The sequence below is a fragment of the Stenomitos frigidus ULC18 genome (assembly GCF_003003795.1).
In the GTDB taxonomy this organism is placed as follows: domain Bacteria; phylum Cyanobacteriota; class Cyanobacteriia; order Leptolyngbyales; family Leptolyngbyaceae; genus Stenomitos; species Stenomitos frigidus_A.
In genome coordinates this window covers 1-18,794 of the sequence record NZ_PVWK01000140.1, presented here as the reverse complement: position 1 = coordinate 18,794, position 18,794 = coordinate 1, and the positions used below count along the sequence as shown (strand labels likewise).

Sequence of the window (18,794 nt, the reverse complement as noted above, 5' to 3'; positions counted from 1 at the left end):
TGACTGCTGTTCAGTTCTACCGACCAAATACGCTTCCTTAAATGAACAGTTCAGGCGAAACGTGAAAAAACTCTCCTAGCGCTTTTGCCTGTGCTTTGCTGATGCCTCGTTTCCCATTCACCACTTCTGAAACGACCCCTTTAGAACCAAGAATTCCCACTAGATCAATCTGTTTGAGCTTTCTAGCTTCCATTAAGTGCGCTAATACTTCGTGAGGGGATGCGTTTGGCATTGGGTAGTGTTCGCTCTCATAGTTCTCCACCAGGGTTGCTAACAGTTCCAATAAAGCCGTTTGTTCTGGAGTGGGATCTTGACAGAACATCAATGCTTCAACGGCTAAAAGCAGGCGATCGTACTCAGCCTCAGTTGCAATAACCTTTGGCTGAAACTCACTTAACAGGTGACCATAAGCAGCATTGTCAAAAGTAAGGGTCATCTTTCCACTTCCCCTTGTCATACTCGGCATGAGTTAGAAAGTACTTGTAAGAGACTCGTTGGACACGATAATTAATACCAACAATTAAACGATAGCTTTTGATGTTGAAGACAGTAAAGTTGCCCACGGCTTCAGCCGTTGCATAAACTTGCCGAACTTCAAGCAAATTTTGCCATGATGAGGACTCGATCGTCTTGCACCAAGAGCGCATTTGAGAACTTACATCAGGATACCTGGCAGCAGCAACGATTAACTTTCGAGTGCTGATAAGGTGCATAAGAATGTACGTTTCATCTAACTACTCCCGTTTAAAGGCATCTCTATGCTCTCAAAATGAGAACTGTCTGTCAAGCTGTGCTATGCCGTTGCCGCCAATCTCGCAGGTTGTGGGCGTCTAGTCGATCGACCGAAACAGGTGCTTGCTCGATCGGGCGATCGGATAGCATTAAGCAGTTACCTTTGCTGATCTCGCAGTTGGGGTGATCATCGCGAAACCTCACCAACGTGCTGAAGTGGGCGATCGACTCCTCAGGCTAAAATTCAAGTTAGGAGGGTATGGAGCTACCCAATACTGATCAAATGGTTCAGGAGGTTTATCAGTGAGCGATCGTGGCTATATTGCCAGTGAGCGATCGCACCTGAACTAGCTATACTGAGGCGATTTCGATGTTTTTTTGAGCGGATCGATCGCAAATTCAACTTCTATGCAGCGCTGCAAACGGTTGGTTCTGGCAATGCTTCGCCCGTAGCTTCATAAGCCAGCATGAGTGACTCTAATGCCTCAATACCGTTAGTGACGGCTAACGCATAAGTGTCTCGATGCGTCCGCCATTGCTGCCCAGGAAAATCAGGAAAGCTGACCAAAAAGCAATCATCTTCATCAGACCACTGGATGACCATTTGGTATTTGAGCTTATTCATACTGCTCTTGCTCCTTGACACTCTCAATTGCCGCCTGCATTTCCTTCTCCTGGTAGCGTTTTGCGTCTGCTCCATCCTTGCCAGAAACCGTGATTCTTCAACCGTCCAGAGGCGAACCTTTGTAAACGTCATAATAGTCTTTTACGACTTCACCGTCGCCACTCCCTCTACCTGTATGGTAGGTGTGAGGTTAGAAGGGACGCAAAGATCCCCGACTTCTAAGCAGAGCAATGTTTAAGAAGTCGGGGATCTGAACGCTTGAGGCGTAAAGCCTTTTGCTGATGTTGATGTAGGAGGGGCGATCATTGCTTCCGCTCAATGCGTTGTTACTGCCATTCAAGCAAGCGTTACTTCCGCGCAAGCTGTCCTTATCAGCGATGAAGTCGTCCTTACTTCCGCTAGAGCGATCGTTACTTCCGTTCAAGCTGTGATGACTTCCACATAAATCGTCCTTACTTCCACACAAGTTGTCGTTAGTAGTGATGAAGCTGTGGTGACTAACGGTGAAGCTGTGGTTACTAATGGTGAAGTTACCGTTAAGTACGCTCAGGTAAGCCATCGTTCTTCCTGCGTATAAACCCGCACTCCTGTTTCTCAGCCGTTGAGGAATCTTGCGGTTTCCGCTCCAATTTGTCGGGGCAGTTTGTCACGACATCGGGTGAAATGGCAGAATCATACGGCATCATTAAGATCAGCGAATACTTTCTTAGCAGAACCCCACCACGTTTCATGGCTACTCCCTTCAGCGGCACTCAAATTCGGCAAACCTTTCTCAACTTCTATGCAGCCAGAGGGCACCAGATCTTGCCCAGTGCCTCCCTGGTGCCAGAAGATCCCACCGTGCTGCTGACGATCGCCGGGATGTTGCCGTTCAAGCCTATCTTTTTGGGACAGCGTCCGGCTGAGTTTCCCCGCGCCACTACGTCGCAGAAATGCATTCGCACCAACGACATCGAGAACGTGGGGCGTACGGCGCGACACCATACGTTCTTTGAAATGCTGGGCAACTTCAGCTTTGGGGATTACTTCAAGTCGCAGGCGATCGCGTGGGCATGGGAACTGTCTACCAAGGTCTACGGTCTGCCGCCAGAGCGTTTGGTTGTGAGTGTCTTTGAGGATGACGATGAAGCCTTCGCTCTGTGGCGCGACGAAATTGGCATTCCTGCCCATCGGATTCAGCGCATGGGTGAAAAGGATAACTTCTGGGTGTCTGGTCCAACGGGTCCCTGTGGCCCCTGTTCTGAGATGTACTACGACTTTCATCCCGAAAAAGGTGATGAGCATATTGACTTAGAAGACGACACCCGGTTTATCGAGTTCTATAACCTGGTGTTCATGCAGTACAACCGGGATACCGCAGGCAACCTGACACCGCTGGCAAACAAGAACATCGACACGGGGTTGGGACTGGAACGGATGGCGCAAATCCTCCAGAAAGTGCCCAACAACTATGAAACTGACCTGATTTTCCCCATTATTCAAAGCGCGGCAGCGATCGCCAACCTTGACTACGCCACCGTTGATGAGACGACCAAAATCGCTCTCAAGGTCATTGGCGATCACGTTCGTGCCGTTGTTCACATGATTGCCGATGGCATTGTGGCTTCCAACGAAGGTCGTGGCTATGTGCTGCGCCGGTTGATTCGTCGCGTCATCCGCTACGGTCGCTTGATTGGCATCGATCGCGAGTTTACACCCAAAGTTGCTGAAGCCGCGATCGCCCTATCTGAGTCTGCCTATCCCGACGTGCGCATTATGGAGCGGACGATCAAAGTCGCGCTGCAACGAGAAGAAATTGGCTTCCTGAAAACCCTCGATCGCGGTGAAAAGCTGCTAGCAGACATCACCGAGCAAGTGGGTGCGGGTGGACAAATTTCTGGCACCGATGCGTTCACGCTTTACGACACCTATGGCTTCCCGCTAGAGCTGACCGAAGAAATTGCGGCTGAGAAAGGCTTAACGATCGATACCGTTGGGTTTGAGACCGAAATGGAGCAGCAGCGACGACGCTCTCAACTGGCACATACAACCATTGACCTCACCGCTCAAGGCACCCTGGATCACCTGGCGAACCACATTGAGCAGACTGAGTTTTTGGGGTATACCCAGCCAGCAACCAATGCGATCGTGCAGGTCTTGATGGTGAATGGTAAACCTAAACAACTGGTAGAAGCGGGCACGGCTGTACAGGTTGTGCTCGATCAGACGCCGTTTTATGCCGAGTCTGGTGGGCAAATTGGCGATCGTGGCTACCTCTCTGGGGATGACGTTCTGGTGCGGATTGAAGATGTGCAAAAAGAATCTGCCTTCTTCGTCCACTACGGTCGTGTGGAGCGGGGCACCTTGCATACGGGTGATTCCGTCACTGCACAGATTGACCTTGCTTGTCGTCGTCGTGCCCAGGCGCACCACACCGCGACCCATCTGTTGCAATCAGCGCTGAAAAAGCTGGTGGATGACAACATTTCTCAGGCAGGGTCGCTGGTGTCCTTCGATCGTCTCCGGTTTGACTTCCACTGCCCTCGTCCCCTCACGCCAGACGAACTCCAGCAGGTTGAAGATCAGGTCAATACCTGGATTGCCGAAGCTCACAAGGCTCAGACGTCGATTCTGCCGATCGCAGAAGCCAAAGCAAAAGGCGCGATCGCGATGTTTGGCGAAAAATACGGCAGTGAAGTTCGCGTACTGGATGTTGCAGGCGTGTCGATGGAATTGTGTGGCGGCACTCACGTGAGCAACACGGCTGAAATCGGTCTGTTCAAAATCGTTTCCGAAGCCGGTGTTGCTGCTGGCATCCGTCGTATTGAAGCGATTGCAGGTCCTGCTGTGCTGGAATACCTGAATGTACGTGATGCGATCGTCCGTGATCTGAGCGATCGCTTTAAGGTTAAGCCCGAAGAGATCAGCGATCGCATCACGACCCTGCAAACCGAACTCAAAACCACCCAAAAACAGCTCGAAACCGCTAAAGGTCAGCTTGCCCTCGCCAAAGCCGATAATCTTCTGGCACAGGCTGAAGCCGTCGGTGAGTTCCATATCCTGATTGCTCAACTGGATGGCGTTGACCCCGAATCCCTCAAAACGGCTGCTGAACAGCTCCAGCAAAAGCTCGCCAATGGCGCGGTTGTCCTTGGCTCCGTTCCTGAAGCCGATAAGGTTAGCCTGGTCGCTGCTTTCAGCCCTGCCGTGATTCAAAAAGGGTTGCAGGCTGGTAAGTTGGTGGGCGCGATCGCCAAACTTACTGGTGGTGGTGGTGGCGGACGGCCTAACCTCGCTCAGGCAGGCGGTCGTGATGCCAGCAAACTGCCTGAAGCGCTTGCAGAAGCCAAAAAACAGCTCCAATCTGGTTTGAGCTAGCAAGGCTGTTGCAGCAATCCGTAGGCTAGAGAAACCGCGTTTCTTCACGAGCAGAGGTTGTTGAAGCCTCCAGGTTGTGTCCAGAGACCTGGTTTCTTTCAAACTGTGCGTGAAACCGAAGCTCATTGCTGTTTAGTCCGCAGAACCTACAGCAGTTTTCAGATCAGTAAGCCACAGTCTTGTGACGTGGGATGTGGGGGCTGGGGTGTGGGGTGTGGTTAATCCAAATGAAAATGGCTGTAATTCTGAGAATGGGTGTGAATGTTGCGAATGTTGAATTCTACCTTCAAGCCCAATCAACTGAAACGGGTGAGCTAGAATAGGAGCACTCCGATCCCCAGCCAAATTTTTGATTTCGTTTACAACCCCTCACGGCGACTTACTCTCTCAGCTTGACCCCTATCAGTGCAAACTAGGAGTCCTTGTCTGAATGCGTGAATCCGACAGCAACCTGGATGCTTATGACACCGCAGATGCAAGACATCTGAAGCCTGTCAAGCAGCCTGTAGACTGGGTTCCTGCCGAAGAAGCGCCTGCCACACATTTTCAGTCTCCAACCGCTCGGTCTTCAAACGGCGATCGGTCTCACGATCGTCGAGGCGTTTCAACGAACCTGTCTTTTGATCATCTTTATGCCAGCTCGTCTGCCTCATTTATGTCGCCAGAGCTGCGCGATCGTGTCATCCGCTGGCTCCGAAGGCATGTTCCGATTAGCCGCTTGCAGCACATTTTGCGTGTAGAGCAATTCTCAGTCGAATTGGCTCAACGTTATCATCTTGATCCAGAGCAGGCCGCGCAGGCTGGTCTCATGCATGACCTGGCGAAGTTCTTTAAGCCGCAACGCCTGCTTCAAGTGGCTCAGGCAGAAGGGGTTGTACTTGACCCAGTGGATGTGGCAAATCCGCATTTGCTTCATGCTGCGGTGGGCGCGATCGTTGCTAGAGACGAGTTTGGCATTCAAGACGAAGCGGTGCTAGACGCCATTCGTAACCATACGTTGGGCTGCCCTGGCATGAGCGCGTTGAGTTGTGTCGTCTTTCTAGCTGACAGCCTGGAGCCTGGTCGTGGCGACACGCCGGAACTAGTTGCCTTACGTCAAAGTAGCCAACAAGACCTCTATCGAGCTGTTTGGCTCACCTGTGATGAGTCGTTGCGTTACTTGATAGCCCGCGCGCAGCAAATACATCCCCGCATGGTGTTAACTCGTAATTGGGCATTGGGCTTAACCCACAAAAAAACGCCAACGTCTCGCTCTCATTAAGATCAGCCTCAAGCTCTAGTCATTCTCAATCAAAGATGCTTAAGACCAAACGATGTTGCCTTGATAAACCGCCCATAGAACTTGAAACGACCGCTTTCCTAGCCTCTTACTTAGCCACGACTGTTTAACCAATTTACAAAACTGGAGATTGAATGCCAAACAACGCCCAAGAATCCTCTCTGTCTTCTGTCTTAGTTACTGCTGGCGAAGGTACACTGCACACTGAACAGGATTCGAGCCTGCAACTGGCGATCGCGGCTGCCAACGCTGCGGATGATCGCAAAGCTGCTGATATTACACTCCTGCGGGTTGCCGATATTTCTACACTGGCAGATTACTTTGTGATCGTGACGGGCTTCTCTAAGGCTCAGGTGCGGGCGATCGCGGGTTCTATCAAAGATAAGGTTGAAGAGGAATTGCAGCGTACTCCCATTCGTACTGAAGGGCAATCAGAAGGAAGCTGGACGCTCCAGGATTACGGTGATGTGATTGTCCATATTCTCATGCCGCAAGAGCGCGAATTCTATAATTTGGAAGCCTTCTGGGGGCATGCAGAGCGCGTCGATTTTACTGCGATCGACCAGCAGAGAATGGCATCTCACTAACCCTGAGTCGAGGCACCGACGCGAATGTTTAGACGGTGCGACTGCGTGTTGCTACCGTTCGCTTTCCTCTTGCGTTGCTCTGAGCTGGATGTATACCAGTACCAGCGTTGCTGCAAGTAGTAACGTGGCAGCGGCTGCCGCATAACCAAAGTCAAACTGAGCAAACGCTTGTTCATAGATGTAGTACACCAGCAGATTAGTGGTGTTGAGCGGCCCACCGCCTGTAATGATATAAACCTGCTCGAAGCTCCGCAACGTAAAGATCGCCGTTGTCACTGCAGCAAAAAGCAGTGTGGGTCTCAATCCCGGCAGCGTAATGTACCAGAACTGCTGCCAGGGGTTAGCTCCATCCAAGGCGGCAGCTTCGTAGCGGCTGAGGGGAATGGTTTGAAGTCCGGCGAGGAAGACTACCAGGTTGAAACCCAGTTGCTTCCAGATGCTTAACAAAATCAGGACAGGCATTGCCCAGACGGTGCTACTCAGCCAGGGAATCGGTTCCATACCCACCGCTTCTAGCCACTGATTGAGCGGGCCTTCGGTTTGAAAGAGCCAGCGCCACCCTAATCCAACGGCAACCAGTGATGTAATGGATGGCAGAAAGTAAGCCGCTCGGAGTAGGTCACGGAATGCGATCGCCCGATCGAGCATCACAGCCAAACCTAACGGCAGCACTAAGCTCGGCATCACGGTTGCCAGCGTGAAGTAGATGGTATTGCCGAGCACCTGCCAAAAATCAGGATTCAACAACAAGCGCCAGTAGTTTTTGAGGCCGATCCAGTGCACGCCAACCCTCGTAAAGCTGCCAGTTGTAAAGCTCAGATAGAACAGGTACGCGATCGGGTACAGCACGAAAACGCCCAGCAAAAGGAGAGCGGGGGCTAAAAAAATCCAGGCAGCAACCGCATCATTGTCAAAATCGATGAGCGTGCGGGGTGTTTTTCCAGGTGACACTTTGAGTGGACAGCAAATTAAGAAACGACTAGAGCGCAGTTTGCATTTTAGCAGTCGGGTGATCGACGCTTCCGCTGTTAAGATGCTGGTAATCCGTTGGCAGTAGGTTCATGACCCAACTCACTCGAAAACACCCTTCTACAAACTGCCCTGTCTGTTTGGGAAAAAGGGCGCAGGGCGATCGCGCTGGCCTGGTATCGCGTTTGGCGATCGGACGTTTGCTCATCGGATGCTTCACGCTGGCGGGTGTTGCCACGATCTTTCTTCCCGATCGGTTGCTGAGTGCCGAACCAACGCCTGTTCCGACTGCACCATCACCTGCGGTTAAACCTGAAACGCCTGCTCCGGTTCCCGCTGCCAAGCAAATTTTGGGGCAGTGGTTAGCGAAAGAACCGCTAGAAGGCGATACGGTGATGTTTGTCTTTGCGCCAGACGGTAAAGCGTTCATCCTGACGGGCACGTCTGCGTCGGGGAACGCGATCGCCAGCCAATTCCAATATCGCCTGGATGCTAAACCTCAACCCATGCACCTGGATATTGTTTTGATCGCTGATGTTACCGTCGAGACCCTATTTGAGTTCACTGCTAACGGTGACCTGCGCTTGCAAATGCTGGGTACTCGTCCCGGCAAGCCTCGCCCTAAAGCCTTAACCGATAACGCGACAATCTTTCAGAAAGTGTCTGATGAGACGATATTGCCTCCTGGCACGGAGTTGAAACAGACCTCAACCCCAGCCAAATAAACGACGCGATCAATAAAACGCGCACCGCTTAAGGCTTTGCTTTTACGTGCTGATCAAACTCTTGTGGCAACTGATTCATTTGAAAGTATTGATGAAACTTATTGGTGACCTGTAGCCAATAGGAACGCCCATCTGATTGTCTACGTTTACGGACAAAACCTAGTTCGACCAGCTCTGGTACGTGTTGATAGGCACCGGAACCTCGCAGTTCGACCAGTTCGGTTTGCGAAATAGGACCTCTTAGCGCGATCGCGGCAAGTGTTCGCAGCGCACCTAAGCCTAGATCGGCAGGCACTAATGTTTGAACCAGGTGGTGAAACGTTTCGCGTAGCTGTAAGGTATACCCATTGGGTGTTTCCGCTACTTCCAACGCACTGTCGCGATGGGCGTAATCGGTCATGAGTTCAAGCAAGCCTTCTGCCGCTGTCTCGCGATCGCACTCTGCAAACTCGGCAATTTCGGCAACGGTGAGCGGCTGCGCTTTTAAGTACAAAATGGCTTCAATTTTACTAGCAAGACGAGGCATGGGCGAAAGAAGAAAGGCTAAAGGCTAAAGGATTATGATTGGCTGGTTGTCGAACGGCTATAAATTCTATGCTTCGTTTTTTATCCTTCATACTTTATCCTTTATCCTTCAATCCAAATTCCGTCCCGTCAACTCTACAAAAATGTCTTCCAAGTTTGAGGGTCTCACCATCATGCCAGTTTTATTAGGTTGCTGGTCGAGATAGGCATTGGCGGCCTCAACCGTGGGAAAGAATTTGTAGTCCCACCGATCGTCGGTTTGCTTCATCACCAAGCCTTCGCCGTGTTTTTGACGGAACTCCTGAAGCGTACCAAGCTCAATGAGCTTACCTGCATCCATAATGCCAATGCGATCGCAGAGATACTCGACCTCGTCCATGTAATGAGTGGTGAGTAGAATTGTCATGCCTTGCTTGTTCAGATCGCGGATGATTTCCCAAAGACGACGACGGGTTTGAGGATCGAGCCCGACAGTGGGTTCATCCAGAAACAAAATATCTGGATGGTGCAGCAGGGCACGGGCAATTTGTAAGCGCCGTTTCATACCACCAGAAAGGGTTTTGGCAAGGTCATCTCGCCGATCGCTCAATTCCACGTACTCCAACCAGCGATCGATATCTTGCTGCCGTTGGGGGTTGGGAATGTGGTGCAGTCGTCCGTGAAATTCCATGTTCTCCCAAACGGAGAGATCGCTATCAACGCTAATCTGCTGAAGCACAACGCCGATCTGCTGCTTGACCTGCGATCGCTGTCTGACAACGTCATACCCTGCCACCTCAATGTGCCCTTCCGAGGGTTTGGTCAACGTTGTCAGCATCCGAATGGTGGTGGATTTACCCGCGCCATTCGGCCCTAGTAAGCCAAACATCTCACCGGGTTGAAGCTCAAAAGAGAGATCGTTAACAACAAGGGCTTTGTCAAAGACTTTGTAAACGTTCTGGAGTGAAACAGCAGCGGTCATGGGGAAAAGTTTTGAGTTTTGAGTTTTGAGTTTTGAGTTTAGCCTTCAGCCCTTAGCCTTTAGCCTTTACTTTTGGCGCTGAAGTGAGCGATCGCTGCCGTTCACTAGGAACTCGACGGTAACGTCGTTTCCAGATTTCGAGGCTCAGGATGCAGGCAACAAGCCAGACGGTGCCAGCGGCATAACCAGCAACAATATCGGTTGGCCAGTGCACGCCGAAGTAAAGGCGACTAAAGCCGATCGCACACACCAGTAACACTGTCAGCGTGGCGATCACGAGCCGCCAGCGTGGCAGATGGGCTGCTAGCAAGTAACCAATGATGCCAAACACCACGACAGACATCATGGCATGACCGCTGGGAAAGCTGTAGAAGTTGACGTCAACCGTGCGTTGCCAAAGTTCTGGGCGGGAACGCGCAAACAGGTCTTTTAGCACAACATTGAGGCCGAGTGCGCCGATCGCCGCGATCGCCAGCGTGACGGTTTCGGCTCGTCGCTTGCGCCAAAGCAGAAAGGCTGCCAGCAACAAACTTGCCACCAATAGCACTGAGGGATTGCCAAGATTGGTAATGACCACCATGAGGCGATCGAGGAAAGGCGTGTGCCATTGTCGAATCGCCATTAAGATGCGGGTGTCGAGCGACTGCGTTTCTTGCTCTAAAACCCCCTCTGCAATCTCGTAAAAGCCCCAAAGGGCAAACGCAGCAATCATGAGACCAATGAAGCGAACCGTTGTGAGTAACGGTAGAATTCGCGGGCCAACATTCTCTCTCCAGACACGAAGAATTCTCTGACTTAGCTCATGCATTAGAGTTCAAGGTGGCTCTACCTTTTCATAGACAATGGACATTGTTACCAGTCTATCGAGCTGGCGTTTGAAATGCGTGGAATATCAGCAAAGAGCGACGTTATCACGCTTTAAACTAAAGTCTGTTGTGATCGATCGTCGCTTATGTTCTGTAAGACTGTTTTGAGGGGTTGTCCTTCCCCACCAAACAGTCCTCCAAATGACCCCTTAGCCACCACTGTAAATTCCATCGATCCAAATTCACAGACTCTTAACCGATGCTTCCCTGCTGCCAAGGTCTCTATGAGGGCAACTGTTCCCATGCCACGGCAACTACTTCGCTTAACCAATGGCGCTGTTTAGAGTCGAGTAGAGCGTCATCTGCTAACACTTCTGCCATTAACTCTTCAAGCGACTGACCATTCAATCGCGCCACATCAACCACACCCACGATCGCTGCTGCAATCAGCTCCTCATCGACAAATTTCTGCCGGAGGACATCCCCTTTTGGTGTGTGTGCTGAAATAGGATAGTTCATGACGGATTGAATGATGTAATGAATGCAAGCGGCTCTAGAAGATTTATGAGAGACTTGTAAAGTTTATTAAGTCAAATGTGTGACTTGCAGTTTAGCGCACTTTAGCAATGCTTATCCCCGCCTTTTTTAGTAGTTCATTAAAGTTTGGCTCCCCTAAATGAAGGAAGTTCTTTATCTAGAAGTCCCTACCCCCGACGTAGAGACCGTCAAAACCTGGCTACAGCGGGAGTTTGAGCCTCAAACGGAAGCAAAAGTCATCACCAGCAGTGGCATTCGTCTGACGGTTTCCCCAGCTACAGTTGTGGAAGGGCTGACTTCGGAAACCCAGCCAGAGTCAACGGCTACCCTGGTAATTTTTGTCTGGTCGCTGCAACGAACGACCTATCTTAAAGTTTTTCGTTGGTCGACACAGCCAGTGCCCCAAGAAAAAACCTTGCTAAAGCGCCTGACGCAAGCTCTACGCGATCGCTTTCCCAATCAGTATCCTCAGCCCCCGACGATCGATCTCACTCGCCAATCCATTTTCGATGCCCTCGTGGAGCGCTATCCGCTCACGGTCAAATATTTTCAAAAGATGCCCAATGGTGAATATGATCTCACTCGCGTCTATTGGTGGGAGCAGCGCTGGCGCGACGGTGTGCAGAATCCGCAGCAGCCGAGGCAAGTGGTGTTTGAAAGAGAGGATTTAGCGGTCAGCGGTCAGCGGTCAGCGGTCAGCATCAATTCAGAACTCAGAATTCAGAACTCAAAATTCAGAACTCAAAACTCAAAACTCTCTGACTCCTCAGCTTTAACCCCTGACTCCTCACCACCCTACGACCTGATCTACGTTGGCGGCGCGCTGGGTGTCATTCATGCAGCCGTGATGGCGAAGTTGGGCTATCGGGTGCTGCTGTTAGAACGTTTGCCGTTTGGCAAAATGAACCGAGAGTGGAATATCTCGCGTAGTGAGTTCCAAAGCCTGATTAACCTGGGTTTATTGACACCCCATGAGTTTGAAAGCGTCATTGCTAGAGAGTATGTAGACGGGTTTCACAAGTTCTTTGATGCGAATAATCCGCCGCAAGCCAAAGCACCTGTGCTGCATACGCCCACGGTGCTGAATGTCGGGCTGGATGCTGAAAAGCTGCTGCGCACCTGTGGCGAGAAATTGCGGAGCTACGGCGGCGAGATTTGGGATGAAACAGAGTTTAACCGTGTTGAGGTCGATCGCTCCCAGGTGACGGTTCACGCTAAACATCTGCCAACAGGGGGTTTGCGATCAGTGAGTGGACGGTTGCTCGTTGATGCGATGGGGACGGCATCCCCGATCGCGTGGCAGCTCAATGGTGGCCGTGCGTTTGATAGTGTTTGTCCAACCGTTGGGGCAGTGATTGCTAGCGGGTTTGAACCGGGCGTATGGGATGCGCGCTATGGCGATGTGCTGAATAGTCATGGAGACATTTCACGCGGTCGGCAGCTCATCTGGGAGCTCTTTCCAGCCGATGGCGAAGAGCTTACCTTTTACCTGTTCCATTACCACCAGGTGCACCCCGAAAATCCTGGCTCGCTGCTGGAAATGTACGAAGACTTTTTCACCATCCTGCCGGAATACCGACGTTGTGACATGGAGCAGCTGGTTTGGAAGAAACCAACCTTTGGCTATATTCCAGGGCACTTTACAACGGGTAGGGGCGATCGCCAGGTGGCATTCGATCGCCTGATTGCATTAGGCGATGCGGCTTCACTCCAGTCACCGCTGATCTTCACTGGGTTTGGCTCGCTAGTGCGAAACTTACCCCGGTTGACCCATCTTCTCGATACAGCCCTGAAGCACGATCTGCTGAGCGCCAAACACTTAAATCAGATCCGTGCATATCAGAGTAACGTGGCGGTCACGTGGCTGTTTTCTAAAGGCATGATGGTGCCTACAGGGCGAAACTTGCCGCCTGAACGGGTTAATGCCATGCTGAACACCTTTTTCGGCATTTTGGCCGACCAGCCACCCGCGATCGCCGAAGCCTTTATTAAAGATCGGGTTGACTGGGTGACGTTTAACCGCATGGCGCTGACGGCTGCCTGGAAAAATCCGAAGCTGTTGCTGTGGATCTGGGATATGGCTGGAGCCGTAGACTTTGGGCGTTGGCTCGGTAGCTACCTCGACTTTACGCTCACTGCGTTTGTAAGCAGCCTGGTGAGGGGCTGGTTCCCTGCACTTTTGCGCCAAATCCAACCCTGGCTAGAACCAAGGTTTCCAGGCTTTTGGCTGTGGTTGTTGGCGCAACGCTATAACCTGACTGATGGTGTCGGACGACCACAAACAGTGCAGCCTGAAGTCATTGGGGCTGTGGAAGAGCAAACCCACGCACCGATTTAGGATCTGGATGCAATACTGCCGCAAATCGTATGGACGGGTTTGACTGGGTGAGTTTGACTGAGCGGGTTTAACGTTATAGCCATCAGCGGCGTGACACGATCGGTCAATCGGTTACTGCCTTGAGCCATCGCTTCTTGACTGGACTCTGCTTTGTACTCAACCGATCGGCTGCCTAGCGCCTGGGAAAGGTTGGTAAATCGACAGCTGCAAGTGAGGCTAGCTTTTTGGTCGAGCGAAGCGGATACACGATCGGCGAGGGGGCTATGGTCGAGAAGGATGTTGGCGTTCGTTCAGCATGGCTGGCAACGCTGACTGCTGCTTGACTGACTGTTGCTTGGCTCACAGACGGCTGCTCGACCGCAGCTTGCCGACTCACAGAGTTGAGCGCAAAGAGTTTAGCTGGTTTCTGATCTGCTTTTTCAGGTGCATCAGGTTCAGTTGATTGCGGTGTTGTACTGGCGGTTGCTAAGCGATCGCGCCATGTCCAGGCCGCGATCGCTTTTTTGGTGCTGTCAGCTTTGCTGTCTGGCTCGGCTGTGTCATCCAGCTGCGATCGTTCTACGGCTGTCGCTGCAAAAAAGGGTGGAATGCCTGGGCGCTTAGGAGAGCCCGCTGGCACAGAGTGCTTTTCCACTAGCACTGAGCTAACGGTGTCGTGAGCACTGTCAGTGCTGGCCTGAGGTAGTTCCAGTAGACCAGAAGAAGCCTCAGTCTCTACGACAAAGATAGCCGTCGTCTGTTCAACGGTTTGGGGGGGATTGATTAAGGCGGTCAGGTCATCCCACAGTGGATCGGTAGAGCGATCATCGGACGGTGCAGGCAAGGGGTTGTGGTCGATCGCGCTCGACGGCGGATCGTCCTGTTGCTGCCCTTTTGCCTCGCTGCTTTGCAGGGGGGCAAAAGGGCAGTCTGTCGATCCATCGACGACCTCACTCTGCTGAGAAACCGGGATGGGTGGCGTGGCGTTTGCCTTCCCTAAGGGACTCAAATCAAACAATGGCTCTGCTGGAGGCGCGTCAGTTGTCGTGTAGACTTCTTGCTCAGCGGTCGCGGGAAAGATCAACTGCATCAACTGGGTGACGAACTCTGGATCGTCGGAGTCGATCAGGGCAGACGGATCGGCAGGGGCAGGCAGCCTGCTTCCCTGGTCTTCTCTAACGAATGGCGTGTCAAACTCCCCTGCTAAAGCGTCGATTCCTTGAAGTTCGTTGCTTTCATGACCCTGACCTGGCAGCCCATTCAAAAGCTTGAATAGTGGTTTCGGTAGCTCTGCTGAATCACTCTCTGCTTCATGTGCAGCTCGTTGCGGTGACGACCAGGGCTTCACGGGTTGATTTTTAGGCGTGAGCAGGGAAGCAAGCGTCTCTGGGGTGGCTGCATTGTCATCGATCGCAAGGTCGGGCATGACCTGTTGCCCATAAGCCGTTGGCATCTCAAGGCATTTTTCGAGCGCTGCTTTGAATTGAAGTGTCTGCTGTTGCTGGCGATGCAAGCGCAAGCGCAAATCACGACAGGCACCCTCTGCTTGCAGTACTTGCTGCACCTGCTCGTTATGGCGCTGCTGGGTCAACGCACAGTCTCGTTCTAATTGGGCGATCCGTTCCTGGCTGCTCTCTAGCTGTTCGGTCAGCGTTTCGACCAAAATCTGCTGCCGTTGCGCGGTCTGGCGCGATCGTTCCAAGGCTTGTAAAAGCTGATTCAGGCGTTCATCTGTTGACTCAGCGATGGACGGCTGGATTGTACCTGCCGACTCTGCCGTACTGACCGTGCCTGCTGACTCTGTGTGGCTCTGTGTAAGTGTTGACTCCAACTGCCATTCAATTTGCTGCTGCACCAGGTCTAGCTCTATTTGGGCAAGGCGATCGCGCAATGCGGCATTCTCATTCTGCAGCTGCTGTCGTAATGTGATTTCGTCAGGTGTTTCGGCAGAAACTGCAAAAGTGGCTGCCGCTGGGTCAATTTCAGCGCCGCTATAGTGAATGATTCCCTGAGAAATTGATGTGTTTGACCCATCTGTAGAGCTGGGCTCTATAGACTTTGCAGCATGATATGGAATCGCATCGACACTCATCGCCCCAGGAAAATCAACGGTTTGCCAACCTTCATGGTTGCCTGGTCTCGACATCTCAGAAGTGGCTGAATCAAGGACAACAGTTAACTCGACTGGTTCAGTCGGTGCGGGCGAACCAGCTTGCTCGTTTGGGCTATCAGCTTGCTCGTTTGGGCTATCAGCTTCACTCATGGCTCTAATCCTAAAGTTGGCTCATCCTGAGGACGGGAGGTCTCTGGCACGTCACGGCTACGACGCTTGTCATTATATCTTCAGCATTCAAAGTTGAGCGACGGGTTTGCCTATTTTGCTGCGATTTGGGCTGATGCGAAAACCTCTACTGTCCGAACAGTTAGCATCAAAGATTTTCAGCTTTATAGCACGATTCAGCCGCATGCAGCGATTCTGTAATGCAACGATACCTGCTCACATAAAACAAGGGTGTCACCTCACTTCTTGCCGCTGATCTTTTTGGTGTTCCTGTGCATGAAATTTTTATGAAGCTATCACTTTACCCATCGTGTTGACCGAAACTTTAAGAGTTATGTGTCTTGCTGTAACAGTGATAAAGGCTCGAACTGAATTAAGGCTGACGCACATGGGGCTTAAAAGCTCGATCAACTCTTGTTTTTTAAGGAACGCGAATTAAATAATCTGTAAATCTGGCATCCTGTAGAGGCATGGCATTGCCATGCCTCTACGCGAGACGTTCGACCTTAATTTAAGCTGTGTTCCTACGGCTTTCTTTTTAGCTCAAGACGGTTGTTAGCGAGTACTCATGATGGACTTAATCAAGCGTCTCCACAAGCCAGCTTCTTGGTTGCTCGGCACGATGGCTGCCATGATGGCACTCCATTTAACGTTGCTGAGTCGTACCGGTGATCCCGAATTGGCGCAAGAGCTATTTGCAACGTACATTTTGCTGTGGTTTGCGGTTGGGTTTTTAGTGTGGGAGCGGCGGCACACCTTGGTGCTTGAAAGTGGTGCGATCGGTGGCGCGATCGGTGGCGGTTTGCTGCTAGGGCTACTATGGCTCAGCTCGGCTCTGCCCACGTCTGGCTCCTTCCTGAGAGGCTTTCCAGTCGTGATGGTACTAGGGTTGGGCTTACTGGCTTCTGGCGTGCGTGGGCTGCATCAATATTGGAAAGAGCTGTGCATCTTCGGCTTGCTGACATTCAATCCACTGCTGAAATTAGGCTTGGACTTGATTAATCTGCCTAAGCTAACGGCTAATGCTGCAGCCTTTATGCTCTGGTATACCGGGTTTGATGTGCGATTGGACGGGCTATCGCTGCTGTTGCCAACGGGGCGTGTTGATGTGTATGGAGCCTGTTCTGGTGTCAGCAGCATGTTGCAAATGCTCTACATCGCCGTGCTGTTTGTGATGATGTTTTCGCTACGCTCAGTGGTGCAACAAGCATTGGCTGTGCTGCTGGCTGTTTTGATTGGGTTTCTAGTGAACGCCGCACGAGTGGCGCTGATGGCGGTGCTCGTAGCCTTCTCGCAAAAAAACGCGTTCGACTACTGGCATACGGGTGACGGTTCGCTGATTTTTGCCGCGATCGCCGTGGGGCTTTTCGGTGTTTTTTGCTGGCTTGCCTTCTTGCGCACGCCTCCAGCCGTTTCAGATGCAGGTAACCCGTCCAATGGTTAACACGATTCGGCAACCCGCCCGGATGGCTGTGCTGGTGCTGAGCTTTAGTGGTGCACTGCTTGTTTTGGGTAAGGCGATCGTGGTTCCTAAAGCGGCAGAAACGCAGCCGTCTTATGCCTTACCAGCAACAGTACCGCTGTCTGACTGGCAAACTGCGTCGAGTGAATCGCTTCAGCCCATGCCAGAGGCGATCGCTGGGCAAGCGTACCAGTACCGCCACAGCGATCAGTCTCTTAAGGTTGAGCTACGCTACATGACTGGCGATGGCGATGTGAACCGCTTTTTGTTTGTGCACACTCCCATTCGACAGGAAAATAATCGCCTTGTCTTAAAGTATCAACCGTCGATCGGATTCTATGGTGTCCTGCCATATCAAGGCCGTGCCTATCTAAGTGCTTGCATGAATCCACGTGGCGAAAGCACCGTTACAGCGCAGCAGTTTGTGCAAAATCTGCGCACTCACGATCTCATACCTGCTCGCCTCTTACCCTGGCTCACCGGGCAACAGCCGCTGCTCGATCGCCGCTGCCTCTGGACTCTAATGTCTGTGCCTGTTACCCAGGCTGACTCGGCGACGCTAAACAAGGCTTACAAAACACTAGAAACGGCCTGGTTCTCCTGGTACCGTTGGTGGCAACCCAACTTTCCACCGACTTAGAGCCCTCCGCACGACCAATTTACCTTGCCTACATGTAGGGTGGAAAAGGTAACCATTTGGGCTTCTTTGCGGAGCGAACCCGTTTGTTGGTGTACTGTCAATTTTGCCCCTATTGTGTCAAAGGAACCCCAGCGTCATGGCTGAATCAACGACTGAAAATCGATCCATACACAGATTCCGTTGGATTGGCTATGGCTTGCTTGGGTATGCCTTCATGGATGTAGTGCAGCTTTTATACCCGCCGAAGTTTTTCAACCCGGCTTGGGAGGTGCAGACGATCGGGAGCTTGATCGAGCGCGTGATTGTGCCTCTACTGGGTATGGCGCTCGTCTTTTTTGGTGAATTTTACGATCGCAACCGCTTCGAAAAAATTCTACTCAGAGTGCTGTCGTGGGTCTGCTTAGTGCTATCGATCGTCTGTTTGCTGGTGATTCCACTTGGCGTGTTTGGTACGGCTCGTTTGGATTTTCAGAACGATCAACAGGTCAATCGCCAGGCCGAACAGCAACTTTCTCAATTCAACAAAATTGAAAGCCAGCTCAGTCAAAGCACCCCCAGTGATATTCAGGCACTGGCGGCAAAAGCCGGTATTCCGATCGACCCAACGAAAGAACCGCAGGCGCTCAAAACCGAATTTTTATCGCGATTGACCACCGTGCGGTCAAAAGTGCAGGCGCAGATTGAAGAGAATCGCGCCGCGCAAAAGCAAACTCTTTTCAAGAACTCGATTAAATGGAATCTGGGTGCCTTGCTTGCCAGCAGCCTCTTCTTTATTCTCTGGAAAAGCAGCGATTGGGCACGCAAACTCTAGGCTGCAACGGGTTGCACCATGAGCCCAGCTTGGCAAGCACAGGCGGGATAACAATAGGGCAAACGCACACGTTTCTTCATCTTTTAGAAGCCTGACTAGAAGACTGAGACAATACCTTGAGCAGATAGTGGTCATCCCAACCCGCCTTGAGGCGCTTGGCACGGATGCCGCCCTTAGCAG

General features: G+C 51.7%; 17 protein-coding genes. 8 read left to right on the top strand and 9 right to left on the bottom strand.

Annotated elements, in window-relative coordinates; translation table 11 throughout:
- Nucleotides 1-37: 37 nt before the first annotated feature.
- The 3 genes from C7B82_RS25360 to C7B82_RS25350 form a co-directional block, all read right to left on the bottom strand.
- A complete protein-coding gene (locus C7B82_RS25360; protein WP_106259549.1) occupies nt 38-436 on the bottom strand; it encodes a helix-turn-helix domain-containing protein in 399 nt (132 codons plus the stop codon).
- Complete coding sequence (locus C7B82_RS34830) at nt 420-647, bottom strand: type II toxin-antitoxin system HigB family toxin (RefSeq protein WP_339375217.1); 228 nt, start codon at nt 645-647, stop codon at nt 420-422. The genes C7B82_RS25360 and C7B82_RS34830 overlap by 17 nt, the downstream gene beginning before the upstream one ends.
- A gap of 491 nt (nt 648-1,138) precedes the next feature.
- Nucleotides 1,139-1,357: a type II toxin-antitoxin system HicB family antitoxin gene (locus C7B82_RS25350; protein WP_106259547.1), complete on the bottom strand. Its 219-nt coding sequence runs from the start codon at nt 1,355-1,357 to the stop codon at nt 1,139-1,141.
- 729 nt (nt 1,358-2,086) lie between these two features.
- On the opposite strand from C7B82_RS25350, the gene alaS reads away from it, so the two are divergent.
- The 3 genes from alaS (at nt 2,087) to rsfS (ending at nt 6,580) form a co-directional block, all read left to right on the top strand.
- Nucleotides 2,087-4,714 carry an alanine--tRNA ligase gene (gene alaS, locus C7B82_RS25340; RefSeq protein ID WP_106259545.1) on the top strand — a complete coding sequence of 876 codons (2,628 nt, stop codon included), beginning with the start codon at nt 2,087-2,089 and terminating at the stop codon, nt 4,712-4,714.
- A 430-nt stretch (nt 4,715-5,144) separates the two neighbouring features.
- Complete coding sequence (gene yqeK / locus C7B82_RS25335) at nt 5,145-5,975, top strand: bis(5'-nucleosyl)-tetraphosphatase (symmetrical) YqeK (RefSeq protein ID WP_245940089.1); 831 nt, start codon at nt 5,145-5,147, stop codon at nt 5,973-5,975.
- 152 nt (nt 5,976-6,127) lie between these two features.
- Complete coding sequence (gene rsfS, locus C7B82_RS25330) at nt 6,128-6,580, top strand: ribosome silencing factor (RefSeq protein ID WP_106259544.1); 453 nt, start codon at nt 6,128-6,130, stop codon at nt 6,578-6,580.
- Between the two features lie 51 nt (nt 6,581-6,631).
- Here the strand turns inward: rsfS and C7B82_RS25325 are convergent, their stop codons facing one another.
- Entirely contained in the window at nt 6,632-7,531 is a 900-nt protein-coding gene (locus tag C7B82_RS25325) for a carbohydrate ABC transporter permease (RefSeq protein ID WP_106259543.1), read from the bottom strand.
- Between the two features lie 110 nt (nt 7,532-7,641).
- On the opposite strand from C7B82_RS25325, the gene C7B82_RS25320 reads away from it, so the two are divergent.
- Nucleotides 7,642-8,274 (top strand): hypothetical protein, encoded by a 633-nt coding sequence (locus tag C7B82_RS25320; RefSeq protein WP_106259542.1) that lies wholly within the window; start codon nt 7,642-7,644, stop codon nt 8,272-8,274.
- A 28-nt stretch (nt 8,275-8,302) separates the two neighbouring features.
- Here the strand turns inward: C7B82_RS25320 and scpB are convergent, their stop codons facing one another.
- From scpB to C7B82_RS25300, 4 genes are all read right to left on the bottom strand, one after another.
- Nucleotides 8,303-8,800 (bottom strand): SMC-Scp complex subunit ScpB, encoded by a 498-nt coding sequence (gene scpB, locus C7B82_RS25315; RefSeq protein WP_106259541.1) that lies wholly within the window; start codon nt 8,798-8,800, stop codon nt 8,303-8,305.
- A gap of 108 nt (nt 8,801-8,908) precedes the next feature.
- Nucleotides 8,909-9,760: a heme ABC exporter ATP-binding protein CcmA gene (gene ccmA, locus C7B82_RS25310; RefSeq protein ID WP_106259540.1), complete on the bottom strand. Its 852-nt coding sequence runs from the start codon at nt 9,758-9,760 to the stop codon at nt 8,909-8,911.
- Nucleotides 9,761-9,812: 52 nt separating this feature from the next.
- Complete coding sequence (locus tag C7B82_RS25305; protein WP_106259539.1) at nt 9,813-10,568, bottom strand: phosphatase PAP2 family protein; 756 nt, start codon at nt 10,566-10,568, stop codon at nt 9,813-9,815.
- A 280-nt stretch (nt 10,569-10,848) separates the two neighbouring features.
- Nucleotides 10,849-11,085: a hypothetical protein gene (locus tag C7B82_RS25300; RefSeq protein ID WP_106259538.1), complete on the bottom strand. Its 237-nt coding sequence runs from the start codon at nt 11,083-11,085 to the stop codon at nt 10,849-10,851.
- A gap of 157 nt (nt 11,086-11,242) precedes the next feature.
- On the opposite strand from C7B82_RS25300, the gene C7B82_RS25295 reads away from it, so the two are divergent.
- Entirely contained in the window at nt 11,243-13,441 is a 2,199-nt protein-coding gene (locus C7B82_RS25295) for an NAD(P)/FAD-dependent oxidoreductase (RefSeq protein WP_106259537.1), read from the top strand.
- Nucleotides 13,442-13,613: 172 nt separating this feature from the next.
- Here C7B82_RS25295 and C7B82_RS25290 read toward each other — a convergent pair whose 3' ends face one another.
- Entirely contained in the window at nt 13,614-15,683 is a 2,070-nt protein-coding gene (locus C7B82_RS25290; protein WP_106259536.1) for a hypothetical protein, read from the bottom strand.
- Nucleotides 15,684-16,272: 589 nt separating this feature from the next.
- Here C7B82_RS25290 and crtA point away from each other — a divergent pair.
- The 3 genes from crtA to hpsJ-A all read left to right on the top strand — a co-directional run bounded on the left by crtA (nt 16,273) and on the right by hpsJ-A (nt 18,614).
- On the top strand, nt 16,273-17,145 hold the full coding sequence (gene crtA, locus C7B82_RS25285; RefSeq protein WP_181357668.1) for a cyanoexosortase A: 873 nt from the start codon (nt 16,273-16,275) through the stop codon (nt 17,143-17,145).
- The gene (locus C7B82_RS25280) at nt 17,138-17,803 is read left to right on the top strand and encodes a cyanoexosortase A system-associated protein (protein WP_181357667.1); all 666 of its coding nucleotides are present in this window, start codon (nt 17,138-17,140) and stop codon (nt 17,801-17,803) included. The genes crtA and C7B82_RS25280 overlap by 8 nt, the downstream gene beginning before the upstream one ends.
- Nucleotides 17,804-17,939: 136 nt before the next feature.
- Complete coding sequence (gene hpsJ-A / locus C7B82_RS25275) at nt 17,940-18,614, top strand: HpsJ-like protein, cyanoexosortase A-associated (protein ID WP_106259533.1); 675 nt, start codon at nt 17,940-17,942, stop codon at nt 18,612-18,614.
- The last annotated feature ends 180 nt before the right edge of the window (nt 18,615-18,794 follow it).